General features: G+C 66.9%; 19 protein-coding genes. 17 read left to right on the top strand and 2 right to left on the bottom strand.

Going from position 1 to position 24,981, the window contains the following annotated elements:
- Positions 1-131: 131 nt before the first annotated feature.
- The 3 genes from PEM_RS14880 (at position 132) to PEM_RS14870 (ending at position 3,539) form a co-directional block, all read left to right on the top strand.
- Positions 132-2,060, top strand: a complete 1,929-nt coding sequence (locus PEM_RS14880) for a M1 family metallopeptidase (RefSeq protein ID WP_065178031.1) — start codon at positions 132-134, stop codon at positions 2,058-2,060.
- A 127-nt stretch (positions 2,061-2,187) separates the two neighbouring features.
- A complete protein-coding gene (locus tag PEM_RS14875) occupies positions 2,188-2,919 on the top strand; it encodes a hypothetical protein (RefSeq protein ID WP_111128246.1) in 732 nt (243 codons plus the stop codon).
- A complete protein-coding gene (locus tag PEM_RS14870) occupies positions 2,919-3,539 on the top strand; it encodes an HAD family hydrolase (RefSeq protein WP_111128276.1) in 621 nt (206 codons plus the stop codon). Before PEM_RS14875 ends, PEM_RS14870 begins: the two co-directional genes overlap by 1 nt.
- Before the next feature lie 141 nt (positions 3,540-3,680).
- On the opposite strand, the gene PEM_RS14865 is transcribed toward PEM_RS14870, so the two are convergent.
- Positions 3,681-4,619 carry a carbohydrate kinase family protein gene (locus PEM_RS14865; protein ID WP_005419403.1) on the bottom strand — a complete coding sequence of 313 codons (939 nt, stop codon included), beginning with the start codon at positions 4,617-4,619 and terminating at the stop codon, positions 3,681-3,683.
- 283 nt (positions 4,620-4,902) lie between these two features.
- Here PEM_RS14865 and PEM_RS14860 point away from each other — a divergent pair, with 283 nt between their 5' ends.
- From PEM_RS14860 to PEM_RS14815, 10 genes are all read left to right on the top strand, one after another.
- Positions 4,903-5,949 (top strand): rod shape-determining protein, encoded by a 1,047-nt coding sequence (locus tag PEM_RS14860; protein ID WP_005419402.1) that lies wholly within the window; start codon positions 4,903-4,905, stop codon positions 5,947-5,949.
- 121 nt (positions 5,950-6,070) lie between these two features.
- Positions 6,071-7,201: a rod shape-determining protein MreC gene (gene mreC / locus PEM_RS14855; RefSeq protein ID WP_111128248.1), complete on the top strand. Its 1,131-nt coding sequence runs from the start codon at positions 6,071-6,073 to the stop codon at positions 7,199-7,201.
- The gene (gene mreD, locus PEM_RS14850; RefSeq protein WP_005419400.1) at positions 7,198-7,683 is read left to right on the top strand and encodes a rod shape-determining protein MreD; all 486 of its coding nucleotides are present in this window, start codon (positions 7,198-7,200) and stop codon (positions 7,681-7,683) included. The genes mreC and mreD overlap by 4 nt, the downstream gene beginning before the upstream one ends.
- A gap of 3 nt (positions 7,684-7,686) precedes the next feature.
- A complete protein-coding gene (gene mrdA / locus PEM_RS14845) occupies positions 7,687-9,765 on the top strand; it encodes a penicillin-binding protein 2 (RefSeq protein WP_065186228.1) in 2,079 nt (692 codons plus the stop codon).
- Entirely contained in the window at positions 9,762-10,874 is a 1,113-nt protein-coding gene (gene rodA / locus PEM_RS14840) for a rod shape-determining protein RodA (protein WP_005419392.1), read from the top strand. The genes mrdA and rodA (PEM_RS14840) overlap by 4 nt, the downstream gene beginning before the upstream one ends.
- A 122-nt stretch (positions 10,875-10,996) precedes the next feature.
- Positions 10,997-12,091, top strand: coding sequence for a rod shape-determining protein RodA (gene rodA / locus PEM_RS14835; RefSeq protein ID WP_005419391.1), 1,095 nt, complete (start codon positions 10,997-10,999; stop codon positions 12,089-12,091).
- Positions 12,092-13,069: 978 nt separating this feature from the next.
- The gene (gene mltB / locus PEM_RS14830) at positions 13,070-14,215 is read left to right on the top strand and encodes a lytic murein transglycosylase B (protein ID WP_005419390.1); all 1,146 of its coding nucleotides are present in this window, start codon (positions 13,070-13,072) and stop codon (positions 14,213-14,215) included.
- Positions 14,212-15,483, top strand: a complete 1,272-nt coding sequence (locus tag PEM_RS14825; RefSeq protein ID WP_065196486.1) for a septal ring lytic transglycosylase RlpA family protein — start codon at positions 14,212-14,214, stop codon at positions 15,481-15,483. The genes mltB and PEM_RS14825 overlap by 4 nt, the downstream gene beginning before the upstream one ends.
- A 100-nt stretch (positions 15,484-15,583) precedes the next feature.
- Positions 15,584-16,801 (top strand): D-alanyl-D-alanine carboxypeptidase family protein, encoded by a 1,218-nt coding sequence (locus PEM_RS14820; protein ID WP_053498244.1) that lies wholly within the window; start codon positions 15,584-15,586, stop codon positions 16,799-16,801.
- 619 nt (positions 16,802-17,420) lie between these two features.
- Positions 17,421-18,932: a YadA-like family protein gene (locus PEM_RS14815; RefSeq protein WP_162911596.1), complete on the top strand. Its 1,512-nt coding sequence runs from the start codon at positions 17,421-17,423 to the stop codon at positions 18,930-18,932.
- A 48-nt stretch (positions 18,933-18,980) separates the two neighbouring features.
- Here the strand turns inward: PEM_RS14815 and PEM_RS14810 are convergent, their stop codons facing one another.
- Positions 18,981-20,039, bottom strand: coding sequence for a lipid A deacylase LpxR family protein (locus PEM_RS14810; RefSeq protein ID WP_095378289.1), 1,059 nt, complete (start codon positions 20,037-20,039; stop codon positions 18,981-18,983).
- 351 nt (positions 20,040-20,390) lie between these two features.
- Between PEM_RS14810 and PEM_RS14805 the strand changes: the two genes are divergently transcribed.
- The 4 genes from PEM_RS14805 (at position 20,391) to PEM_RS14790 (ending at position 24,852) form a co-directional block, all read left to right on the top strand.
- On the top strand, positions 20,391-20,669 hold the full coding sequence (locus tag PEM_RS14805; RefSeq protein ID WP_005411067.1) for a YbeD family protein: 279 nt from the start codon (positions 20,391-20,393) through the stop codon (positions 20,667-20,669).
- Positions 20,657-21,367 carry a lipoyl(octanoyl) transferase LipB gene (gene lipB / locus PEM_RS14800; RefSeq protein WP_005419373.1) on the top strand — a complete coding sequence of 237 codons (711 nt, stop codon included), beginning with the start codon at positions 20,657-20,659 and terminating at the stop codon, positions 21,365-21,367. The genes PEM_RS14805 and lipB overlap by 13 nt, the downstream gene beginning before the upstream one ends.
- Before the next feature lie 18 nt (positions 21,368-21,385).
- Entirely contained in the window at positions 21,386-22,396 is a 1,011-nt protein-coding gene (gene lipA, locus PEM_RS14795) for a lipoyl synthase (RefSeq protein ID WP_005419370.1), read from the top strand.
- A gap of 278 nt (positions 22,397-22,674) precedes the next feature.
- The gene (locus tag PEM_RS14790; protein WP_005419368.1) at positions 22,675-24,852 is read left to right on the top strand and encodes a carboxy terminal-processing peptidase; all 2,178 of its coding nucleotides are present in this window, start codon (positions 22,675-22,677) and stop codon (positions 24,850-24,852) included.
- Positions 24,853-24,981: the final 129 nt, after the last annotated feature.

The following is a 24,981-nucleotide window of genomic DNA, read 5'->3' as shown; positions in this document are numbered from 1 at the left end:
CCGGGCGACGGGGTTGCCGGCCAGCGGCCGGCACTACCGGCGCTGTGCCTGCCATTACCCCGCACCGCGCAACGCCTGCCGGGCCCGAGGGAGGTACCATTGGGGTTTGATCCCCGTAACGGTCCCGATTCATGCGTAATCCGCTGATGCTCCTTCCGCTGGCCGTGGCCCTGGCCGCCGGCTGCTCCCAGGAGGCGGCCGCGCCCGCCGCCGCCCCGACTGCCGCAAAGGCCCCTGCCGCCCCCGTGAACGCCGAGAACCGCAGCCACGACGAGAGCTCGTACGCCGAGCCGGACAAGGTCGTCATCAAGGACATCGCGCTGGATCTGAAGCTGGACTTCGACCAGAAGCAGATCGGCGGTACCGCCACCTACACCCTGGAATGGAAACAGAAGGACGCCAGGCAGCTGGTGCTCGACACCCGCGAGCTGACCGTGTCCAAGGTCGAGGCCGTTGCCGCCGACGGCGCGCGCAGCCCGCTGAAGTTCGAACTGGCCCCGGCCGACAAGGTGTTCGGCAGCAAGCTGACCATCGAGGCTGCGGAGCAGCCGGCCAAGGTGGAAGTGACCTACCACACCGCACCGACCGCCTCGGGCCTGCAGTGGCTGGCGCCGTCGATGACCGAGGGCAAGAAGCTGCCCTTCATGTTCAGCCAGTCGCAGGCCATCCATGCCCGTTCCTGGGTGCCGCTGCAGGATACCCCGAGCGTGCGCTTCACCTACAGCGCGCACGTGGTCTCGCGCCCGGACGTGATGGTGCTGATGAGCGCCGACAACGATCCGAAGGCCGCGCGTGATGGTGACTACACCTTCAAGATGCCGCAGCCGATTCCGTCCTACCTGCTGGCCATCGCCGCCGGCGACCTGGTGTTCGAGCCGATCTCCGGCCGCTCCGGCGTCTGGGCCGAGCCGACCATGGTCAACAAGGCCGCCAAGGAATTCGAAGACACCGAGAAGATGATCGGTGCCGCCGAGAAGCTGTACGGCGAATACCGCTGGGGCCGCTACGACATGCTGGTGCTGCCGCCGTCGTTCCCGTTCGGTGGAATGGAGAACCCGCGCCTGACCTTCGCCACCCCGACCGTGATCGTCGGCGACAAGTCGCTGGTCTCGCTGGTCGCCCACGAACTGGCGCACAGCTGGTCGGGCAACCTGGTGACCAACGCCAGCTGGAAGGACATCTGGCTCAATGAAGGCTTCACCACCTACGTCCAGGGCCGCATCACCGAAGCTCTGTACGGCAAGGAAATGGCCGAGATGGAGAAGCAGATCGACCAGACCGACCTGCTGGCCGAAGTGAAGGACATGAGCCCGGCCGACCAGGCGCTGGCGCTGCCGCCGCTGAACGAGCGTGATCCCGACGAAGCCCTCAGCCAGGTGGCCTACGTCAAGGGTTCGTGGTTCCTGGAGTTCCTGGAACAGCGCTTCGGCCGCGAGACCTTCGATCCGTTCCTGCGTGGCTGGTTCGATGACCATGCCTTCCAGAGCGCGAACACCGACCAGTTCGTCGATTACATGAAGAAGAACCTGCTGCCGAAGAATCCGTCGGCAGTGACCGAGGCCGAACTGAAGGCATGGCTGGACGAGCCGGGTATCCCGGCGTTCGCGGCCAAGGCGCAGTCGCGCAACTTCAGCAGCGTCGATACCGCGCGCATCGCCTTCGCCAGCGCCGGCACCGTGCCGAGCAGCCAGGTCATCGCCGACTGGAGTACGCAGGAATGGGTGCGCTTCATCGATGGCCTGGGCGCGACCCAGCCGCTGGACAAGCTGGCCACGCTGGACAAGGCCTTCCACTTCACCGGCACCCCGAATGGCGAGATCGCCATGCGCTGGTACCCGCTGGCGATCCGCAGCGGCTACGAGCAGGCCAATGAAGGCGCGGCGGCATTCATCGAGCGCGTCGGCCGTCGCAAGCTGATCCTGCCGATCTACGCCGAACTGGTGAAGACCCCGAAGGGGCTGGAGCTGGCCAAGCAGGCCTTCGAAAAGGCCAAGCCGGGCTACCACCCGATCACCACTGCCTCGGTGCAGGACATGCTGGCCAAGGCTGAAGCCAAGTAAGCGGTAGGGCCGGCTGCTGGCCGGCAACCGGTCACTGCTTCACCACCAACGGCGGGGAAACCCGCCGTTGGTGTATCCGCTTTTCGCTGCCGATAGAATCGGGATGCACTCGCATAGGACCTCCGCCATGAAACGACTGATCCTGCTCACCGCCTGCACCCTGGCGCTGGCCGCCTGCAGCAACCCCGAGGAAGAACGCAAGGCGCAGGAAGCCGCCGCAGCCGCCGTGCGGGCGCAGAAGGAGGCCAAGGCCGAAGACGTGGCCAAGCAGTACGACATGGCCGTGGCCGCGCAGGACTGGGAGCGCGCGCGCCTGCATGGTGCCTCGCTGCTGGACCAGTACAAGGACACCGCCGCCGCCGATCGCATCGCCGCGGGCTTCGACGAGGTCAAGGCCAAGGGTGACGCCGCGCGCGACCTGCGCCGCATGCAGGCGCTGTGGCAGTACAACCAGATCCCGGTGGGCAGCAAGGGCAACCAGGTTTCGGCGCAGATCTACAGCAAGGAACGGGTGGACGTGGATGGCAGCGGCGCCAAGCCGGTGCAGCTGGTGTTCCGCGATCATCCGGAGTGGAAGCGGCATGCCTACCTGGTGCTGCAGGCCGGCGATTTCCGTTGCCCGCAGTGCACGGTGAAAGTGACCGTGGACGACGGCAAGCCGGTGTCGATGGCCGCGTGGCGCCCGAAGACCGATGAAGCCATCGCCCTGTTCATCACCGATCAGAAAGCGCTGTGGAAACTGGCGCGCAAGGGCAAGTCGATCAGCATCGAGTTCCCGGTCAAGGCCGGTGGTACCCGCACCGCTGTGTTTGAAACCGGTGGCGTCGACGCCAGCCGCATGCCGCAGTGGTGGCAGTGATGGTTGCGGCGGGCAGCGCAGTGCACGCGTTGTCCGCGATCCGGCACTGGGTGTTCGACATGGACGGCACGCTGACTGTGGCCGTGCATGATTTCGCCGCGATCCGCCGCGCATTGCAGATCACGGCCGAGGAAGACATCCTCGACCATATCGCGGCGTTGCCGGATGCGCCGGCGCAGGCCAAGCGTGAGTGGTTGCTGGATCACGAGCGCGCGCTGGCCGAGGACGCGCTGCCGGCGCCGGGTGCGGTGAAGCTGCTGCGCGCGCTGGCGGCGGCTGGCTGCCGGCTGGGCATCCTGACCCGCAATGATCATGCGCTGGCGAAGCTGACGCTGGAGGCGATCGGGGTCGGGGCGTTGTTCGACGATGCCGACATCATTGGTCGCGATGAAGCGGTGCCCAAGCCCTCGCCGGAGGGCCTGCAGCAGCATCTGCGGCGATGGGGCATCGGGCCTGCGCAGGCGGTGATGGTGGGTGACCACGCCTACGACCTGGAGTGCGGCCGTGCGGCCGGCACGCATACCGTGCTGGTCAACCTGCCAGAGAACCCTTGGCCGGGCCGCGCCGACTGGCATTTCGCCGATTGCCGCGCGCTGCTGGCCGCCTGGCAGGCCGCATGACCGGCGCGCGCAAGCCGAGCATGGGCTCGGCTCTACAGAGAGCAGGCAACGTGTCGGTCGGAAGTTCCGGTAGTGCCGGCCGCTGGCCGGCAGTGTCGACCAAGGTCGACACCCACCGATCAGATGCGCGGGCAGTTCGGTTTACGCGCCCAGCGCGTAACCGAACTGCTGCTTGAACTGCTCGTTGAACTCGTCGAAGGTGAAACGCTGGTTCTGCGTGCCCGGATGCTCGACCTTCAGCGCGCCCATCAGGTTGCCCATGCGGCCGATGGTCAGCCAGTCGTAGCCCTTCTGGATGCCGTAGATCAGGCCTGCGCGGAAGGCGTCGCCACAGCCGGTCGGGTCGACCACGCGGCGCTCGTGCGCCGGCGGGATGTCGTAGCTCTTTTCCGGAGTGTGGATGACCGCGCCCTTCGGGCCACGGGTGGTGATGTAGGCCTTGACCCGGCTGACGATCTCCTTCTCGTCCCAGCCGGTGCGCTCCTGCAGCAGGTTCGACTCGTAGTCGTTCACCACCACGTAGTCGGCCTGCTCGATGAAGGCGCGCAGTTCCGGGCCGTTGAACAGCGGCATGGCCTGGCCCGGGTCGAAGATGAACGGGATGCCGTCTTCGTGGAATTCCTGCGCGTTCTGGATCATGCCTTCGCGGCCGTCCGGGCCGACCAGGCCCAGGGTGACGCCCGGCACCCCACGCACGTGGTTCTCGTAGGAACGCATCATCGCGCCCGGGTGGAAGGCGGTGATCTGGTTGTTGTCGTGGTCGGTGGTGATGAATGCCTGCGGGGTGAACAGCTCATCGATCACGCGCACGCGCGACAGGTCGATGCCCAGGCCTTCGAAGTATTCGCGGTACGGGCCGAAGTCCGAGCCCACGGTGCCCATCGGGATCGGCTGGCCGCCCAGCAGGTGCAGGTTGTAGGCGATGTTGCCTGCGCAGCCGCCGAACTCGCGGCGCATGCGCGGCACCAGGAAGGACACGTTCAGGATGTGCACCTTGTCCGGCAGGATGTGATTCTTGAACTGGTCCGGGAACACCATGATGGTGTCGAAGGCAAGAGAACCACAGATCAGAGCGGACATCGATGTAAGCCTATGCGGTGAATTTTGGGGTGGGCCGGCCCGGTTCAGCGGGCAAGCAAACGGCGCCCTTGGGCGCCCGACGGCGCAAAGGTTACCCGCTGGTGCCGCTCAGGGCCAGAACCGGGTGAGACCCGATCAGGCCGAAAGCCTGTGAAGACGCGGGTTCAGCTAGTTTTTTCCTTGCTCGGCGGCAGGCGGGTTGCTAGGCTTGTCGGCCTCGATTTCTGCCCATTTTTTCGCCATCCCGCGGCGGGCACGACACCCCTCAGGACTCCTTCCTCAGATGTTCAAGAAACTCCGTGGCATGTTCTCCAACGACCTGTCCATCGACCTGGGCACGGCCAACACCCTCATCTACGTGCGCGGGCAGGGGATCGTGCTGAACGAGCCGTCGGTCGTGGCCGTGCGCCAGGACCGTGCCATCGGTGGCACCCGTTCGGTGGCAGCCGTCGGTGCCGAAGCCAAGCAGATGCTGGGCCGTACTCCGGGCCACATCACCACCATCCGCCCGATGAAGGACGGCGTCATCGCCGACTTCACCTATACCGAGGCGATGCTCAAGCACTTCATCAAGAAGGTGCACAAGTCGCGCGTGCTGCGCCCGAGCCCGCGCGTCCTGGTCTGCGTGCCGGCCGGCTCGACCCAGGTCGAGCGCCGCGCGATCAAGGAATCGGCCGAGGAAGCCGGTGCCCGTGACGTGTTCCTGATCGAAGAACCGATGGCCGCCGCGATCGGCGCCGGCATGCCGGTCACCGAAGCCCGTGGCTCGATGGTCATCGACATCGGCGGCGGCACCACCGAAGTGGCGGTCATCTCGCTCAACGGCATCGTCTATTCGGCCTCGGTCCGCATCGGCGGCGACCGCTTCGACGAATCCATCACCAACTACGTGCGCCGCAACCACGGCATGCTGATCGGTGAAGCCACCGCCGAGCGCATCAAGGTCGAGCTGGGCTGCGCCTACCCGCAGGCGGAAGTGATCGAGATGGAAATCTCCGGCCGCAACCTCGCCGAGGGCGTGCCGAAGATGATCAAGATCAGCTCCAACGAAGTGCTCGAGGCCCTGCACGAACCGCTGTCGGGCATCGTCAGCGCGGTCAAGCTGGCGCTGGAGCAGACCCCGCCGGAACTGTGCGCCGACGTCGCCGAGCGCGGCATCGTGCTGACCGGTGGTGGCGCCCTGCTGCGCGACCTGGACCGCCTGATCTCCGAGGAGACCGGCCTGCACGTGCAGGTGGCCGACGACCCGCTGACCTGCGTGGCGCGCGGTGGCGGTCGTGCGCTGGAGCTGGTGGACATGCACGGCAACGAGTTCTTTGCGCCGGAATAAGCCGTCCCGGCCGTTCCTGCCCGCCGCGCCCTTCCGGGGTGCGGCCCGCCGTGATGGCGGGCCGGCACCGGCGGGGCGCCCGCGTGTTTCCCTTCCGCCTTCTGCCAGTTGAATCGTTGCCGTGCCGCCCTACGCCGGTCCTCCCGTCGCCTCCCGATCCGGTGATGCCGCCAGCCCCCTGCGGTTGCTGGCCTATCTCGCGTTGGCCATCACCCTGATCGTGCTCGATGACCAGGCTGGCTGGCTGGCACGCCTGCGCGAGCAGGCCAACAGCCTGGTACAGCCGGTATGGGCACTGGCTGGCCTGCCCGGCAAGCTCGGCAACCAGGTCAAGGATTCCGCCGCCAGCCATACCCAGCTGGTCGCCGAAAACCGTGAACTGCGCAACCAGCTGCTGCTGGCCAACGCGCGCCTGACTCGCCTGCAGACCGCCGCGCTGGACAACGCCCAGCTGCGCGAACTGCTGAACGTGGCCGAGCGCAGTGGCCTGGACGTGCAGCTGGCACCGATCCTGGACATCGACCTGGACCCGGTGAAGCAACGCCTGGTGCTCGACGCAGGCAGCCGCGAGGGCGTGCACGTCGGCCAGGCGGTGATCGACGCCGGCGGCCTGATGGGGCAGGTGATCAGCGTCACCGGTGGCACCTCCACCGTGCTGCTGCTGACCGATCCCGACCACGCGGTGCCGGTCACCGTGGCCCGCAACGGCGTGCGCCTGATCGTCTATGGCCGCGGCGACACGCTGGAACTGCGCGACATCCCGCTCAGCGCCGGCGTGGAAGTGGGCGATGAGATCGTCACCTCCGGCCTCGGCGGGCGCTTCCCGGCCGGCTTCCCGGTCGGCACCATCACCGGCCTGCGCCCGGACGACACCCACGCCTTCCTGGTCGGTGAACTGAAGCCGGCGGCCCAGCTCGACCGCGGCCGCGACGTGCTGCTGCTGCGCCCGGGCGCGGCGATCCGCATTCCGCCGGAGCTGCGCCTGCAGCTGGAAGAAACCGCCCCGGGGGGCCCGGCCACCGGCGCCAGCGTGTCTGCGGGAGCCGCGCCAGCGGCAACGACGCCAGCTCCGGTCAGCTCCCCGGTAGCGCCGGTCGCTGGCCGGCAACAGCCCTCGTCGCAGACGAGGACTGTTGACCCCGCATCCTCCCTTAACCCCGCGCCTCAACAAGAGGGGGGCTCTCCCCCAGCTGGATCCACGGTAGTGCCGGCCGCTGGCCGGCAACCGACCACGCCGGAGGCCCAGCGATGAGCCGCCTGCGCGACAACCCGTGGGTGCTGCCGGCCAGCCTGGTGGTGGCGCTGCTGCTGGGCCTGCTGCCGCTGCCGGCGCTGCTGCAGCCGCTGCGCCCGTACTGGCTGGCGCTGGTGCTGGCGTACTGGGTGATCGAAGCTCCTGAGCGCGTCGGCCTGGGCATCGCCTTTGCCAGCGGCGTGGTGGCCGACCTGCTGTACGGCGGCGTGCTGGGCGAACAGGCACTGCGGCTGGTAATGCTGGCCTTCATCCTGCAGCGCTTCCGTGCCCGCATCCGCTTCTTCCCGATGTCCCAGCAGATGCTGGCCATCGGCGGCCTGCTGTTCAACGATCGCATCGTCAGCGCGCTGGTCCACATCGTGGTGGATGAGCCGACCCTGCCCTGGTCGTACTGGTGGGCGCCTCTGCTGGGCATGGGCCTGTGGCCGCTGGTGTTCGTGCTGCTGGACGCGGTGCGCTTCGGCAAGCGCGGGCGCTGAGCCATGATCCCGCGCCGCCAGGTCAAGAACCCGCACGCCGAAGCCGAGCAGTTCCGCCGCCGTGCGGCGCTGGGTTTCCTGGGCGTGCTGGTCTGCCTGCTGGGCCTGGGCGGCTGGTACTTCAAGCTGCAGGTGCTGGACCACGACGTCTACGCCACGCGCTCGGAAGCCAACCGCATCAAGCCGCGGCCGGTGGTGCCAGGGCGCGGCATGATCTACGACCGCAACGGTCGCCTGCTGGCCGAAAACGTGCCGGCCTTCCGCCTGGACGTCACTCCGGACAAGGTCAAGGACATGGATGCCACCCTGGAAGGGCTGGCGAAGATCATCAGCATCAGCCCGGAAGAGCTGGAAGCATTCAACAGGTCGCGCAAGGCGCGCCGCAAGTTCCTGCCGGTCACGCTGAAGCTGCGCATGAGCGACGAGGAGATGGCGCGCTTTGCCGTCGACCGCTGGCGTTTCCCGGGGGTCGAGCTGGAACCCTACCTGACCCGGCGCTATCCCTATGGCGATCTGTTCGCGCACATCATCGGCTACGTCGGCCGCGTTGATGACAAGGATCTGGAGATCCTCGGCGAAGGCAATGCCGCGCTGACCCACATCGGCAAGTCCGGCCTGGAACGCTATTACGAGCAGCAGCTGCGCGGCAAGGTCGGCTACGAGCAGGTCGAGACCAACGTGCAGGGTCGCGCGATCCGCACCATCGGCCGCGTCGCCGCGCAGTCCGGTGCCGACCTGCGGCTGTCGATCGACGCCGACCTGCAGCGCGCGATGGTGGCCGCGTTCGGCGACCAGGAGGGTTCGGCGGTGGCGATGGATCCGCGCACCGGCGAAGTGCTGGCGATGGTCAGCCTGCCGTCCTACGACCCCAACCTGTTCGTCAACGGCATTTCCCATGCCGACTTCAAGGCCTTGAACGAAAACCCGTCGCGGCCACAGTTCAACCGCCTGGTGCTCGGTGGCGTCGCTCCCGGTTCCACGCTGAAGCCGCTGATCGGCCTGGCGGGACTGGACTCCGGCGTGCGCCGCCCGGAAGACAAGGTGCTCTCCACCGGCATGTTCTACCTGCCGGGCACCTCGCGCGGCTGGGGTGACGCCCACCGTGGCGGCCACGGCTGGACTGATCTGCGCAAGTCCATCGCCGAGTCGGTCAACACCTATTACTACAAGCTGGCGCTGGACCTGGGCATCGAGCGCTTCGACCATTACATGGAGTACTACGGCTTCGGCCAGCCGACCGGCATCGACCTCACCGGCGAGATCGGCGGCATCCTGCCGTCGCCCGCCTACAAGCGGAAGAGCCGCAAGGAAGCCTGGTATCCCGGCGATACGGTCAACATCAGCATCGGCCAGGGTGACTGGAAGGTCACCCCGCTGCAGCTGGCGCGCGGCGTCAGCGGCCTGGCCGACGGCCAGCTGCGCACCCCGCACCTGGTGATCCAGCAGCGCGAAGGCTTCGACAGCGACTGGACGGCGATGCCGCCCGGCGAGAGCAAGCCGGTCAGCCCCAATCCCAACAACGTGCAGGCCGTGCGCGAGGGCATGATGGCAACCATGCGGCCCGGCGGCAGCGGCTGGCGCGTGGCCGTCGGTGCGCCGTACGTGATGGCCGGCAAGACCGGTACCGCACAGGTCATCAGCCGCAAGGGCACCGCCGCCGTGAATCCGAAGAGCCTGCCGATGCATCTGCGTCACCGCGCACTGTTCGTCGGCTTTGCGCCGGCGGACAGCCCGGTCATCGCAATTGCGGTGGCAGTGGAAGGTGGTGGCTATGGTGGTTCGGCCGCGGCGCCGATCGCACGCAAGGTGTTCGACGCCTACCTGTTGGGCAAGATGCCCGAAGGCATGCAGCCGCTGGACAGCGAGCGCGGCACCACCGCCATCGGCGCCACCGCGTTCGACAACGAAGACGCGGGCGCGCGCCAGGCCGGTGACCTCGCCGCTGCACAGGTGGGAGAGCATCCGGTGCTGATTGGTGCACCCGCACCCGCACCCGAGCCGGCGCCTGCGCCGCAGCCGGGCGCGCCGGCCGCCGCGCTGCCAGCCACGCCGCGCCCGGCCCCTGCGGAGCCTGCACGATGAGAGTGTTCCTGCGCTGGGCCGGCGACATGCTGCGCCGCTTTTTCAGCACGCTGGACTGGGTGCTGTGCCTGGCCCTGGGCGCGCTGATGGTGATTGGCCTGGCGACCCTGAAGAGCGCTGGTGGCGACAGCCTGGTGATGGCGCAGGGCGCGCGTTTCGCGGTGGGCATGGCCGCACTGTGGGGCATCTCGCGGGTGCCGATCCTGCGCATCCGCTCGGCCACGCCGATGATCTACGCGATCTCGATGATCCCGCTGCTGGCGGTGTTCGTGCTGGGCACCGGTAAATATGGCCGGCAGTGGCTGGACCTGAAATTCTTCTACCTGCAGCCGGCCGAGCTGCTGAAGGTGAGCCTGCCGATGATGGTGGCGTGGTACCTGCACAAGATGCCGCTGCCGCCGCGCTTCAATACCGTGCTCGTGGCCTTGATCATCATCGGCGTACCCACCGGCCTGGTGATGCTGCAGCCGGACTTCGGTACTGGCGTGCTGATCGCCGCCAGCGGCGTGTTCGTGCTGCTGCTGGCGGGCCTGCCGTGGTGGTGGGTTGGGCTGGGCGTGGGCGGCGTGGCTGCGGTCGCGCCGGTGGCCTGGTTCTGGTTGCTGCGGCCGTACCAGAAGGACCGCATCATGATGTTCCTGGACCCGGAGATGGACGCGCTTGGCGCCGGCTGGAACATCATCCAGTCGAAGATCGCCATCGGTTCCGGTGGCTTCGATGGCAAGGGCTGGGGCGAAGGCTCGCAGTCGCACCTGAACTTCATTCCCGAGCAGACCACCGACTTCGCGTTCTCGGTGCTGAGCGAGGAATTCGGCTGGATCGGCGTGGCCACGGTGCTGGCGCTGTACCTGGTGGTGATCGGGCGTTGCCTGTGGATCGCCAGCCAGTCACGCGATTCCTATTCGCGCCTGCTGGCGGGTGCCACCGGCCTGGCGTTCTTCGTCTACGTGCTGGTGAATGGCGGGATGATTTCCGGCCTGCTGCCGGTGGTAGGCGTGCCGATGCCGCTGATCAGCTACGGTGGTACTTCGGCGGTGTCGCTGCTGGCCGGCTTCGGGCTGGTGATGGCGGTGCGCAGCCACAATCCAGTGCACGGCGGCTACGGTTGAGTCCGGCGTCGGGGTCAGATCCCTTTTTCCACAGGAAAAAGGGATCTGACCCCGCAGCTCGGCTACGGAGAGCAGGAGCACCCTGACAGCTTCACGCAAGCACCCGTTGCTACCGTGCCCGCGTGAAATGGAAACGACTGACTGGCGGCTGCCGTGAGGCGCTGCGCACGATCGATCTGCCGTTGCTGGGCGCGTTGTTGATCCTGATGGGCGCCGGCCTGGCGGTGCTGCACAGCGTGTCCGGCCCGGTGGCCGGGCAGGCGGCACGCTTTGCTGGTGGGCTGTTGGCGATGTGGCTGCTGTCGCGTGTTTCGCTGCTGCGATTGCGTGCGTGGACCCCTGCGATCTACGCGCTGTCGATGCTGCCGCTGATGGCGGTGTACGTCATCGGCACCGGCAAGTACGGGCAGCGCTGGCTGAACCTCGGCGTGTTCTACCTGCAGCCGTCCGAGCTGCTCAAGCTCAGCCTGCCGCTGATGATGGCGTGGTACCTGCATCGGCAACCACTGCCGCCCTCGCCGCGCACGGTATTGACCGCCGCGCTGCTGATCGGCGTGCCGGCGGTGTTGATCCTCATGCAGCCCAACCTCGGCACCGCCACGTTGGTCACTGCCAGTGGCGTGTTCGCGTTGTTGCTGGCTGGCTTGCACTGGGGCTGGTTGGCGACCGGGGCGGCAGGGCTGGCAGTGGCTGCACCCCTGGCGTGGTTCGGCTTGCTGCGGCAATACCAGAAGGATCGTGTGCTGACCTTCCTCGACCCGGCGGCCGACCCGCTTGGTACCGGCTGGAACATCCTGCAATCGCGCATCGCGATCGGTTCCGGGGGCTGGCAAGGACGTGGCTGGGGGCAGGGCACACAGGCCACGCTCGATTTCCTGCCCGAGTACACCACCGACTTTGCGTTCTCGGTGCTGGCCGAAGAGTTTGGCTGGATCGGCGTGGCGACGCTGTTCGCGCTGTACCTGTTCGTGGTGGGGCGTTGCCTGTGGATTGCGGTGCACGCGCGCGACACGCACGCGCGCTTGCTGGCCGGTAGCCTGGGGCTGGCGTTCTTCGTCTACGTGCTGGTGAACGGCGGAATGATTTCCGGCCTGCTGCCGGTAGTGGGCATTCCGATGCCGCTGATCAGTTACGGCGGGACCTCGGCGGTTTCGCTGTTGGCCGGCATCGGGCTGGTGATGGCGGTACGCGGGCATCGGCCCGTGCACGGGGGATAGCGTTTCCAGCCAACGGCGCAGCCCCCTCGTGGGTGGTCGCGCAACGCGGCTCATGTGTGGGGCGGGTGCGGTGGGTTCGCGGGACACGCCGTAAACCCGTCCCTGGGGGCTCGATGGCGCCATCCATGGCGCCAACGGTCCCGCGAACCCACCGCGCCCGCCCCCTGATAATTTTCGGGCGCGTCTACCCACAGAGAAGAAAGAGAAGAGCAAAAGCAAATGCAGCCTGGCGGGTCGCTTCATTGCCTTGTGTAGAGCCGAGCCGTGCTCGGCTTATGAGCAAGCGCAGCGCCGCGACCCGCTTTTGATCTTCTCTTTCTTCTCCGTGGGTAGACGCGCACGGAACCTGTCCGTGGCCGGGTAGATGGGCTGCGCAGGGGCGTGAGCCGCATGGATGCGGCGACCGAGCTTACATGGACGTACTTGCAGCGGCCCCTGCGCAGCCCATCTACCTGGCCTCACCCGTGAACTGCTTTTCGCGGCGACCCACGAGGGGCTGCGCCGTTGGCCGGAGACTTCCTGGCGCTGCGCAATGCCCGTTGTGGAAGCGTTCTCACAACAATGCGACGCAACACGCTCTCCGACCAAAGTCCGCGAAAAACGTTATCTGGTTCACATTTTTACACCGCGTTGATCTTGATCAATGGACTTGTCGTAATCGGCCTGCACAATGGCGGCCCGTTCGGCACGGCGCGCCGTCAATCGATGCAGCGCGAGGGGGCGTCGGGCGGGAGCAGTACTGATCCAACGGGTACAGGGAGCGCGGGGAACTGCCACTGGGGAGCGGCAGCCGCGCAGGTACCGACCGGATCCGGTCGCCGGTTGCGTCTGCGGGGATGGGGACGCAACCGGCCACCTCTATCTGAATGGGGATAGCTCGATCACGACGTCTTCACATTTCCCGCTGAACGCGGGCAAATCGTTGTGATTCATGGTGTTAGGGGTTTTAATTCATCCATGACCTGCTAACCTGCGACGATGATTCGACGCACTCTGGCCTGCATGCTCACCCTCGGCCTGGTCGCCTGCGCGACCCAGCCGAAGTCCCCACCGTCTTCGCCCCAGGCCAGCAGTACGCCGCGCCAGCCCGCCACCAAGGCCCACGGCCCGGCCGAAGCCGCGCCCGAAGCGGCCGCTGCTACAGCGCCGCCGGTCGATCTCACTCCGGTGCCGTTCGAGGTCGCACGGGCCCGCTTTGTTGCCGATACGGCCAAGCGCTATGGGCTGAAGCCGGAGCAGATCAGCAGCGTGCTCGATCAGGCGCAGGTGCGCCAGCCGATCATCGCCGCCATGTCGCGCCCGGCCGAACGGGTCAAACCGTGGAACGAATACCGGCCGATGTTCATCAGCAAGGCACGCATCGATGGCGGCCGCGCGTTCCTGGCCCAGCATCGTGCCGAACTGGATCGCGTGCAGCAGCGCACCGGCGTGCCGGCCGAAGTGATCGTGGCGATCATCGGCGTGGAGACCAGTTACGGGAAAAATGCCGGCAACCACCGCGTGCTCGATGCGCTGTACACGCTGGCGTTCTACTACCCGCGCAGTGGCGACCCGGCCAAGCTGGAACGCGAAGTGCGCCGCGAGCTGTTCTTCCGCGATGAGCTGGCCAAGCTGTTCGAGCTGGGCCGTGAGGAAAAGCTGGACATCACCACGCTCAAGGGCAGCTATGCCGGTGCGATGGGCATGGGCCAGTTCATGCCGTCCAGCTATCTCGATTACGCCGTGGACGGTAATGGCGATGGCCGTCGCGACCTGTTCACCAGCTACGACGATGTGTTCTCGTCCATCGCCAATTATTTCGTGAAGAAGGGCGGCTGGGTCCGTGGTGGCCAGGTGGCCGTACCGGCCACGCTGGCGCCGGGTCGCGAGGAGTTCAACCCGACCGAATGGATGCCGACCTGGTCGCTGGCCGACCTGGCGCAGCGCGGCTACCAGCCCAGCGCTGCGGTGCAGCCGGGCGCCACCGCAACGCCGATCACGCTTGAGGGCAGCACCGGCAAGCAGTACTGGCTGGGCTTCCAGAATTACTACGCGATCACCCGCTACAACCTCTCGAAGATGTACGCGATGGCCGTGTTCCAGTTGTCGCAGGCCATCGCCGGACAGGAGCTGCCCCCGGCATGAACATCAGATGGCTGGTCCCGAGCTTGATCGTCCTCGCGCTGGCTGCCTGCAGCAGTGCGCCGAAGAAGCCGGCCACGACCGGCCACGGTGGCAAGCCCAGCGGCACGGTGGTGCAGGGTCGCGGCTCGCGCCCGGCGCATTGCCCGGAGGGCTCGCCCTATGCTGCGGCCAAGGAAGACCCGAACACGCGCGGCAACTACACCGCCGGGGGGCTGTACAAGCCAGGCGTGCGTGACAGCACCCCGGACTACATTCCCAACGTCGCCTGCATTCCCGAGCCGGAAGTGACCGCCGAAGAGCGTTCGGCCATCGGCAACAAGTCGCCGTACGTGGTGCTGGGCAAGTCGTACAAGGTGCTCGACGACACCCGCAACTATGTCGAGCGCGGTACGGCCTCGTACTACGGCGCCAAGTTCCACGGCCGCCTGACCTCCAACCGCGAGGTCTACGACATGTACCAGTTCACCGCCGCGCACAAGACGCTGCCGCTGCCCAGCTTCGCCCGCGTCACCAACCTGGACAACGGCGAGTCGGTGATCGTGCGCGTCAACGACCGTGGCCCGTTCCATGATGGCCGCGTGGTCGACCTCAGTTATGCCGCCGCGGTGCGGCTGGGCATCACCCAGCGCGGTACCGGCAACGTGGAAGTGCGTGCGCTGCAACCGGGCGAGAGCAATCTGCTGGCCCAAAAGCCGTCGCGCCGCGAGCGCCGTGCCGCCGAAACGGCTGTCGCGGCGGCCAGTACGCGCCCGGTAACGGCTGCGCGTGCCACCGCCGACAGCGACATTGATCGCCTGGTCAAGCGCCTGCCGGCCGACGCCATGCCTGCGCGTGGCCAGCCGGCCACCACCCAGGGCGTGGCCAGCGCCGTGCCGGACGTGGCGGTCAGCAGCCTGCCGCCGAGCGCACCGCCGGCGCGCAGCGCCCCTGTGGCACCGGTTGCCGTCGCCAGCGCCGCGCCGCGCGCGGTCACGCCGGCGCCGGCGCGTACGACGCCGGCCACACCGACCGCCCCCAGCCTGTCGCAGCAGGTGGTGGGCGCGGTGATGGTGCAGGTCGCCAGCTTCTCCAGCCGCGACAATGCCAACCGCGCAATGGGCCAGCTCAACGCCGCCGGCATCGTCGGCGCGACCATCAGCGACATCGCCGCCGGTGGCCGCACCCTGTTCCGCCTGCGCGTTCCCGCCAGCGACCATGCCAGTGCCGCGGAACTTGTCGGCCGCATTGCCGGTCTGGGCCTGGGGTCGCCTCAGATCGTCAAGGATTGACCCACCCGGGCCGGTGCTGCCGGCCCATGCTGCCCCGGCCTTACAATGGCCACTACGTTCCACCCTCCATTCCTGGCCGTCCCCTGGAGCCTGCTGTCCAATGAATTTCCGTTCCGCCGCCACCGCCTTGGCCGCCACCCTGGTGGTGGGCCTGGCTTCCGCCCAGACCCCGCTGCCGACCCCGGCCACGCCGGCGCCCGCCGCCGCTGCCGCCCCGGCCACTGTTGCCACCCCGCCGGCGCCGGTGCCGAGCGTATCCAAGGCCTGGGTGCTGATGGACTACGCCACCGGCCAGGTGCTGGCCGGCGAGAACATCCACGAGCAGCTGGCCCCGGCCAGCATCACCAAGGTGATGACGTCCTACGTGATCGCCGCCGAGGTCAAGAACGGCAAGGTCCGTGCGGATGACCAGGTGATGATGAGCGAACGCGCCTGGCGCGAAGGCGGCGCGGGTACCGACGGCAGCTACAGCGGCTTCCCGGTCAACCAGACCGCACGCCTGGAAGACATGGAAAAGGGCATGGCGATCCAGTCCGGCAATGACGCCGCGATCGCCCTGGCCGAGCACGTGGCCGGCAGCGAAGAAGCCTTTGCGTCGCTGATGAACAGCTACGCCGCCAAGATCGGCATGAAGAACTCCCACTTCGTCAACGCCCACGGCCTGACCGCCGAAGGCCACCACAGCACCGCCTACGACCTGGCGCTGCTGGGCCGCGCGATGGTGCGTGATTACCCGGAAACCTACGCGTACAACAAGATCAAGGAATTCCAGGTCGGCAACATCAAGCAACCGAACCGCAACCTGCTGTTGTGGCGCGACGGCAGCGTGGACGGCATCAAGACCGGCCACACTTCCGAAGCCGGTTACTGCCTGATGAGTTCGGCGCAGCGTGGCGACCAGCGCCTGATCGCCGTGGTATTGGGCGGTGCGTCGGAAAAGCAGCGTGCCGATGACAGCCTGGCGCTGCTGAACTGGGGCTTCCGCTTCTTCGAGACCCACCGTCTGTATGAACCGGGCAAGGCCGTGGCCGAGCACAAGGTCTGGAAGGGCACCACCGACAAGGTGCAGCTGGGGGTGGCCCAGCCGATGCTGGTGAGCGTGCCGCGCGGCCGCTACAACGACCTGAAGCCGAGCATCGATGTGCCCAAGACCCTGGAAGCACCGTTCACCGCCGGCCAGCAGATCGGCACCGTGAAGGTCACCCTGGATGGCAAGGTCGTCGCCGAAGCGCCGCTGGTGGCCGTGGCCGCCGTTGAGCAGGCCGGCTTCTTCAAGCGCCTGTGGGACAGCTTCTGGATGTGGTGGGAATCGGAATGATCCACGCCCCGGCGTGGTGAACGAAAAGGCCGGCGAATGCCGGCCTTTTTCTTTGCCTGTATCGGCGCTGTCGGGCCGGGTCCGGTGCGTGGAATTGGTACACGTCCGATGGGTTTGCCGGCGTGTCAGGTCGAGCATGTAAGCAACAGGACTGCCGGGCACTGCGGCTTTCCGTCCCATTCCATAGGAGTACATGCCAATGACCATTCGCACGCTGATGTCCGTGATTTCTCCAACGACGCGTTGCACTGCGCGCCGCACCCCGCTGGCATTGGCGTTGGCAGGTGCCTTGATGCTGCCAGCAGCTCTGGCTGCAGCAGCGGACAGGGGGGACTGCGCCAATGAAGCAACCGATGCGGAGCGCGAGCGCTGCACCAGTGACCAGGGGGCGACGTGGTCGAGTGTGCTTGCCACCAAGGTTGAACTGGGCGATGACGCCGTAGCGGGGGGCGCGCGCGACATTGCCATCGGCAATTCAGCAAGGACGGACAGCTCACTTTCGCCGGGCACTGATTCGCCGGACTACGCGATTGCGATCGGACCCGGTGCGCAGGTCGTGGGTGGAGGATCGCTGGCTATGGGCGGGGGCGCGAGCGTGCTCGGGGCCCCAACCACCAAGATGAAGGCAGTAGCCCTGGGCAATGCCAGTACTGTTTCGGCCGAAGGTGGCGTAGCGGTGGGCTACGATGCGACCGCCAGCCACAGTAACAGCGTCGCCTTGGGAGCCGGGGCGACCACCAATGCGGCCAACACGGTATCGGTGGGCAATGGCGTTGACAACCGCCGCATCACCAACATGGCTGACGGTGTGATCGCTGCAGGCAGTGCCGATGCCATCACCGGTGCGCAGCTGTTCTCGACCAATGAGCGCGTTGGGCGGGTGGAGAGTGACATCGACACGATCAAGGACGATGCCTCGAAGCTGGGTGCCCAGGTGGGCTCGCTGGAGAGCGGCGTTGGCGGATTGCAGACGCGCATGTCCGGCGCAGAAGGCTCGCTGAAGACGCTGAGTGATGACGTCGCGGGCCTTGCTGACGGCTCCTCCGGCATCGTCACCCATGATTCCGGCACGGGCGTGGTGAGCGTGGCTGCCGGCAAGGGCGGTACTGTGGTGGATTTCGCAGGCGGGGATGGCTACCGGCGCCTGAGCGGCGTGGCCAACGGTGTCAACGAAGATGACGTGGTGACCATCGCGCAGCTGCGGGCGGCTGGCGCGATTGATCCCGTCAGTGGCGAGACGCTGAGCGTGCTCACTTACGACGATGCAAGTCTGTCCCGGGCCTCGCTCGGCGGAACGGGTGGCACGGTGCTGGACAAGGTCGCCGCCGGCCAGATTGGCCAGTTCAGCATGGAAGCCGTCAATGGCAGCCAGCTGTGGCAGATGAATGCCAACTGGGAAGCCCAATGGCGACAGATGGACGACCGGCTGGGTTCGATCGAGCGTGGGATCGAGGATGGTTCCATTGGTGGCCCGGGGACCGGAAATCCCGGCACGGGCAATCCGGGTGTCTCCCCCGGTACCGGTGAGGGATCGGTGGCCATTGGCGAAGGGAGCGATGCTTCCGGCAAGGGCGCGATCGGCCTTGGCAATGGAAGCGCGGCGTCCGGCGTTGGCGCAGTGGCCGTGGGCGAGGGTAGTGTGGCCTCGGGTACGGGCTCGGTGGCCATGGGCGAAGGCGCCAGTGCGACGGGCAACAATTCGGTTGCTGTCGGTGCCGGATCTACGGCTGACCGCGACAGTGAGTTCTCGGTGGGCTCCCTGGGCAATGAGCGCGTCGTCAGCAATGTCGCGGCCGGCGTACGCCCGACCGATGCGGTGAACGTGCAGCAGATGGATGATCGTTTCAAGGCCGAGCGTGAGTACACCGATGGCCGCTTCAACGCGATGGACACGCGGCTTGACCGCATGGGGGCGATCAGCGCGGCCTATGCGGGCATGGCAATCAACACCGCCGGTTTGAGCGGCGACAACCGCGTGGGTGCGGGTGTCGGTTCGCAGAACGGGCGTTCGGCGTTGGCCGTGGGTTACCAGCGGATACTGGGCGAGAAGAAGAACGTCTCGGTGTCCTTGGGTGGCGCCTTCAGTGGTAGTGACCAGAGCGTTTCTGCCGGCGCGGGTTTCAGCTGGTAGGCACGCGGGGTGTCCGCCGGGCAACACCCGGCGGAACCGAGGCTGGGCCTACAGCGCACGACTGATGGTGAAGCTGCCGAACACCGGCGCCTCGCGCTGGCCGTTGAATTCGCGCGTGCTGTGGTAGCGCGCGGCAGCGAACTTCCAGCGGCCGTACATCACCGCCACGCCGTACCCGCCGTAGGCCACCACATGGCGCTTGTCCACGCTGTGACTGTTGCGGAAGGTGTTGCCATCCAGGGTGATATCGCGGATCACCCAGGCAGCGTCCGAGGTCGCGAACAGGTGCCAGGACCACCCACCGGGGCGGCCGCTGCGGGTCGGCGCCGTGTTCTCACCGGCCGGGCGCAACGGCGTGCTGCCGAAGTCGTCCGGCAGCTTCCAGCCAAAGCGCACTTCACCGCCGAAATTGGCCTTGGTTTCCAGGTTGCCGATCGACCCGCCGTAGTGGCTGATCGCGTCCCAGCCCCAACCGTCGGCATTGACGCTGGCATCGCCCGGCCACCGGCGCATGCGCTCATGGGTCAGCATGAACAGTGGTTCGTTGTGCAGCTGGTTGTCCCAACCCTTGAATTTTTCGTCGCCCAGCACGTCGTGCACGGCATTCTGCACCTGCTTGCCCTGTGCCCAGGGGCCGACCACGCCCAGTGTCAGCTGGGTGGTCTGCAGGCGGTCGCCGCTGCGCGCGTTGAAACCGAAGTTCGCGATCAGCACGCCGGCGTAAGGGCGGTCGTCCTCGATCAGGTCCTTGCGAGTGAAATCGGTCGGGGTGAAGATCCCCTGGCCGATGCTGAAGATCATGTTCTGCTGTTCGAACTTGCCCGGATGCAGCCCTTCCAGGTACCGGTTCACCCAGCGCGCCATGCGCGGCAGGCAGGGGTCGTCGGTGTAATCGACCAGATTGGGGGAGACCAGGGTCAACAGCGCACCGTTGGTATAGCCCTGGTCCTGGTGGCGGCCGCCGAACAGGTCGTTGTCGACGCGGAAATTGACCTGCGGCGGGTGGTCGCGCATGGCGTCCGGGCCACATTGTTCGGCCGCCTGGGCGGCAAGGGGGAGGGCAGAGGCCAGCAGGCCGGCGAGCCCGAGAGCTGCGACACTACGCATGGATGGAATGCTCATGGGGAAGGGGGCGGTTTTCAGTCGTTTTCTGCAACGCTACGGTACTCGTGCCCGCGCGTCGGAACGAGCACGTCCAGATCACTTGTCTGTTCCGAAAACAACATTGTCCGGCGGGCACAATTTGTTACCCGCGCACGCGCCGCGGGCCTGGTGTGAAGGCGTTCGCGGGCCGCCCGTACGATGTTCGCGTGGGTGACGGTCAGGAGATTGCAGTCAGCTGCCGTTGGGCCTCAGGCCCGTCCCTTTGGGCCGCCTGCAACGCAGCAGACCGCCGGTGCGGTCCTGGCGTTGATGAATACTCTTGGGTTTGTTGCCCTGCGGCCCGATAATGGGGCCATGGAAATCAAGTCCGACAACCCCGACCACGGCTTCCAGTTCCCCGGCCAGTTCGAGCTCAGCGCCATGGGCCCGGCCAACCGCGGCCTGGAGCATGAGCTTCCCCGCCTGTTGCTGGCCGCCGGCATCGATGTGGTGAACGAACGCATCAGCTGGAAGCACTCCTCCAACGGCAAGTACGTGTCCGTCCGCATCGTGTTCAAGGCCGAGAGCCGCGAACAGTACGACCTGGCGCACCAGGCGCTGCGTGACCACCCGGAAGTGAAGTGGACGCTGTAGCCGACTCCTGCCCGGCCGAAGCCGCCCCGGAGGACCGTGCGCCGCGTCCGGCGCTGGTCCGTGACCTCGGCCGCCAGCCGTATGAACCGGTGTGGCGCGCCATGCAGCGCTTCACCGACCAGCGCAGCGACGCCGATGCCGACGAGCTGTGGGTGGTCGAGCACGATCCGGTGTTCACCCTGGGCCAGGCCGGCAAGGACGAGCATGTGCTGGCGCCGGGCGACATCCCCGTGCTGCACGTGGACCGCGGCGGCCAGGTGACCTATCACGGTCCCGGCCAGATCGTGATCTATCCGTTGCTGCGTCTGCCACGGCTGGGTATCGGTGTGCGCGACTACGTGTGCCGCATCGAGCAGGCGCTCATCGATACCCTGGCCGAGTGGAACATCGGCGCCGAACGCCGCGAGGGCGCCCCGGGCGTCTACGTCGGTGGTGCCAAGATTGCCGCACTCGGCATCCGCGTGCGCCGCGGCTGCACCTTCCATGGGCTGGCCTTCAACGTGGCCATGGACCTGGAACCCTTCCACCGCATCAATCCCTGTGGCTATCAGGGGTTGCAGGTGACCTCGGTGCTGGATTTGGGCGGCCCCTCCGGGATGGACGCCGTCAAGCCGGTGCTGCTGGACCACCTGGCCCGCCAGTTTGGCCTGCTGCTGCAGCACACGCCCGAACTGCCCGATCTTTCTGCGGCCGCCTGACCGCTCCCCGGAACTGCCATGACTGAAACCACCGCCCGTTCCATTCCCCTGCAGATCGTGCAGGGCGATTCTCCGTCCACCGCGCCGTTGCAGGCCGGGGTCAAGCAGCTGGGCGGTGACAAGATCAACCGTTCGCCGGTGCAGTTCGCCGACGCGCCGGTACTGCGCAAGCCGTCCTGGATCCGCGTGCGCATTCCTTCGGGCAATGCCGTGCAGAACCTGAAGGCCAAGCTGCGCGAGAACCGCCTGGTGACGGTATGCGAGGAAGCCAGCTGCCCGAACATCCACGAGTGCTTCGGTCATGGCACCGCCACCTTCATGATCCTCGGTGAGGTCTGCACCCGGCGCTGCTCGTTCTGCGACGTGGCCCATGGCCGCCCGAAGCCGCCGGATGCCAACGAGCCGGCCAGCCTCGGCCAGACCGTGGCCGACATGGGCCTGAAGTACGTGGTGGTGACCAGCGTCGACCGCGATGACCTGCGCGACGGCGGTGCCCAGCACTTCGTCGACTGCATCACCGCCATCCGCGAAAAGTCGCCGGGTACCCGCATCGAAGTGCTGACCCCGGACTTCCGCGGCAAGGGCCGCATGGAACGTGCGCTGGAGATCCTGGCGCAGAACCCGCCGGATGTGTTCAACCACAACATCGAGACCGTGCCGGACCTGTACCGCAACGTGCGCCCGGGTGCGGACTACCAGTGGTCGCTGAACCTGCTGAAGAACTTCAAGGCGCAGCACCCGGACGTGCCGACCAAGAGCGGCATCATGCTGGGCCTGGGCGAAGACTTCGAACAGATCAAGGCCACGATGCGTGACCTGCGCGCGCACGATGTGGACATGATCACCATCGGACAGTACCTGCAGCCGACCGCGCACCATCACCCGGTGCTGAAGTACTGGACCCCCGACGACTACAAGGCACTGGAAGACTACGGTTACGAGCTGGGCTTCAGCCACGTGGCGTCCGGCCCGATGGTGCGCTCGTCGTACCACGCCGACGTTCAGGCCAAGGGCGCAGGGGTTTCCTGACACCCTCCCGGTGGGTGGGAGTTGCTTCTCCCGTGGGTGCGGACCGTTGGTCCGCACACCTCTGCCTGCGGTAGAGCCGAGCCCATGCTCGGCTGCTTGCTGCCGGCCAGCCGAGCATGGGCTCGGCTCTACATGCATTCACAATTTGCTACACCGGCCCCGCTAGGCTGGTTTTCCACCGAGCGCGGCCGGGTGACAAACCCGGCAACTTTCGGCACTGTCGGGGTGTCTGAACACCCTGCAGTCTCTCCCTTGGCAAGGCGCCTTCGAGCACGTCAATGAAATTCAAAGCCCCCGCATTCCTGATGGCCCTGGCGCTGGTCGCGCCGCTGGCGCTGGCGGCCAAGGCCGACTCGCCTGCATTGCCCGCTGCGGCGACTGCCGATCAGGTGACCACCTCCAAGCTGGTGTATGGCCTGTTGTCCGACAGTCGTTACGCCTACCGCCCGCGTGCGCTGGACGAGGCCACCTCCAAGGACGTGTTCAAGCGCTATCTGGAGACGCTGGACGGCGCCAAGCAGTATTTCACCCAGGCCGACGTGGCGCGCTTCGCGCCCTTCGAAGCCAACATCTCCTCGGCCATCCGTGGCGGCGAACTGGAACCGGCGTTCCAGGTGTTCGCGGTCTACAAGCAGCGTGTCGGCGAACGTGTGGCCTTTGCGCGCAAGCTGCTCAAGCAGGAGCCGGACTTCACCACCGACGAGCGCTTCGAGTACGACCGCAAGAAGGTGCCGTGGGCGGCCAGCAGCGCCGAGCTGGATGAGCTGTGGCGCAAGTCGGTGAAGAACGACTGGCTGCGCCTGAAGCTGGCAGGCAAGAAGCCGGACGATATCCGCAAGACGCTGGACAAGCGCTACGCGACGCTGGAAAAGTCGGTCAACGAGCTGAAGGGCGAAGACGTCTTCCAGTTCTTCATGAATTCGTACACCAGCGCGGTTGATCCGCACACCGATTACTTCACCCCGCGCACGGCCGAGAACTTCAACCAGGCGATGTCGCTGTCGCTGGAAGGCATCGGTGCGCAGCTGCAGCGCCAGGACGACGTGGTGGTGATCCGCGAGATCATCGCCGGCGGCCCGGCTGCGGTGGACGGCACGCTGAAGCCGGGTGACCGCATCGTCGGCGTTGGCCAGGGCAAGTCTGGCCAGGTCGAGGACGTGATCGGCTGGCGCATCGACGATGTGGTGGCCAAGATCCGCGGCGCCAAGGACACCCAGGTCAAGCTGGAGTTCATTCCGGCTGCCGAAGGTGCCGATGGCAAGCACCACACCCTGGTGCTGACCCGGCAGAAGGTGCGCCTGGCCGAACAGGCCGCCAAGGGCGAGACCATGACCATTCCGGCCGCCAACGGCGAGCCGGCACGGAAGATTGGTGTGATCAAGCTGCCGACCTTCTACCAGGATTTCGAAGGCCGCCGCCGCAACGCCGCCGACTATGCCTCGGCCACCCGCGACGTGGCCAAGCTGCTGGCTGGTTTCAAGAACGACAAGCTGGACGGCGTGGTGCTGGACCTGCGCAACAACGGCGGCGGTTCGCTGGATGAAGCCATCGAACTGACCGGCCTGTTCATCGAGCAGGGCCCGGTGGTGCAGGTGCGTGAGTCTGGTGGCCGCGTCACCGTCAACAGCGACCGCAACCAGGGCGTGGCGTGGGATGGCCCGCTGGCGGTGCTGATCAACCGCGGTTCGGCTTCGGCCTCGGAGATCTTCGCTGGTGCGATCCAGGATTATGGTCGTGGCCTGGTGATCGGTGAAACCAGCTTCGGCAAGGGCACCGTGCAGAACATCGTCGACCTCGACCGCTGGCCGAGTGGCGAGACCCAGCGCTTCGGCCAGGTCAAGCTGACCATCGCCCAGTTCTTCCGCATCAGCGGCAGCAGCACCCAGCACAAGGGCGTGGTGCCGGACCTGGCCTTCCCGGCCAGCGTCGATGCCACCGAGTTCGGCGAGAGCACCTACGATAACGCCCTGCCGTGGACCCGCATCGCCGCCGTGCCGCACACCCAGTACGGCAACTTCGCGCCGCTGCTGCCGAAGCTGGAGGCCCGCCACGACGCGCGAATCGCCACCGACAAGGAATTCCAGTGGTGGAACGAGGACGTGCAGCAGTTCCGGACCGAGGCGGCGAAGAAGTACATCTCGCTCAACGAGGCCACCCGTCGCGCCGAACGCGAGCGCCAGGACGCCCAGCGCAAGGAACGCCAGCTGCAGCGCAAGGAGCTGGGCCTGGCCCTGGACCCGCTGGCCGATGACAGCAGTGATGATGGCCTGACCGGCAACGAGCGCGACATCGTGAAGGATGCCGCCCGCGAAAAGGCCGCCGAAAAGCGTCCGGACCCGCTGCTGCGCGAGTCGGCCTCGATCCTGGCCGACGCGGTGAACCTGCTGGCCAATGACCGTCCGCTGTCGGCCCAGGTGCTGCCGCAGTCCACCGGCGCGGGGCGTTGGGCGGACTGAGCCGGAGACGGCGCGCGACATTCGCAGGGGCCGGCATTGCCGGCCCCTTCTTGTTTGGGAAGCCCATTCCCGGTCGCGCCGGGCCATGCCCGGGCCAGTGAAGTGCCGCAAACGACTTAATCCCCTCCG

The organism is Stenotrophomonas sp. Pemsol (assembly GCF_003586545.1).
Lineage (GTDB): Bacteria > Pseudomonadota > Gammaproteobacteria > Xanthomonadales > Xanthomonadaceae > Stenotrophomonas > Stenotrophomonas sepilia.
This window is presented reverse-complemented; position numbering and strand designations above follow the sequence as displayed.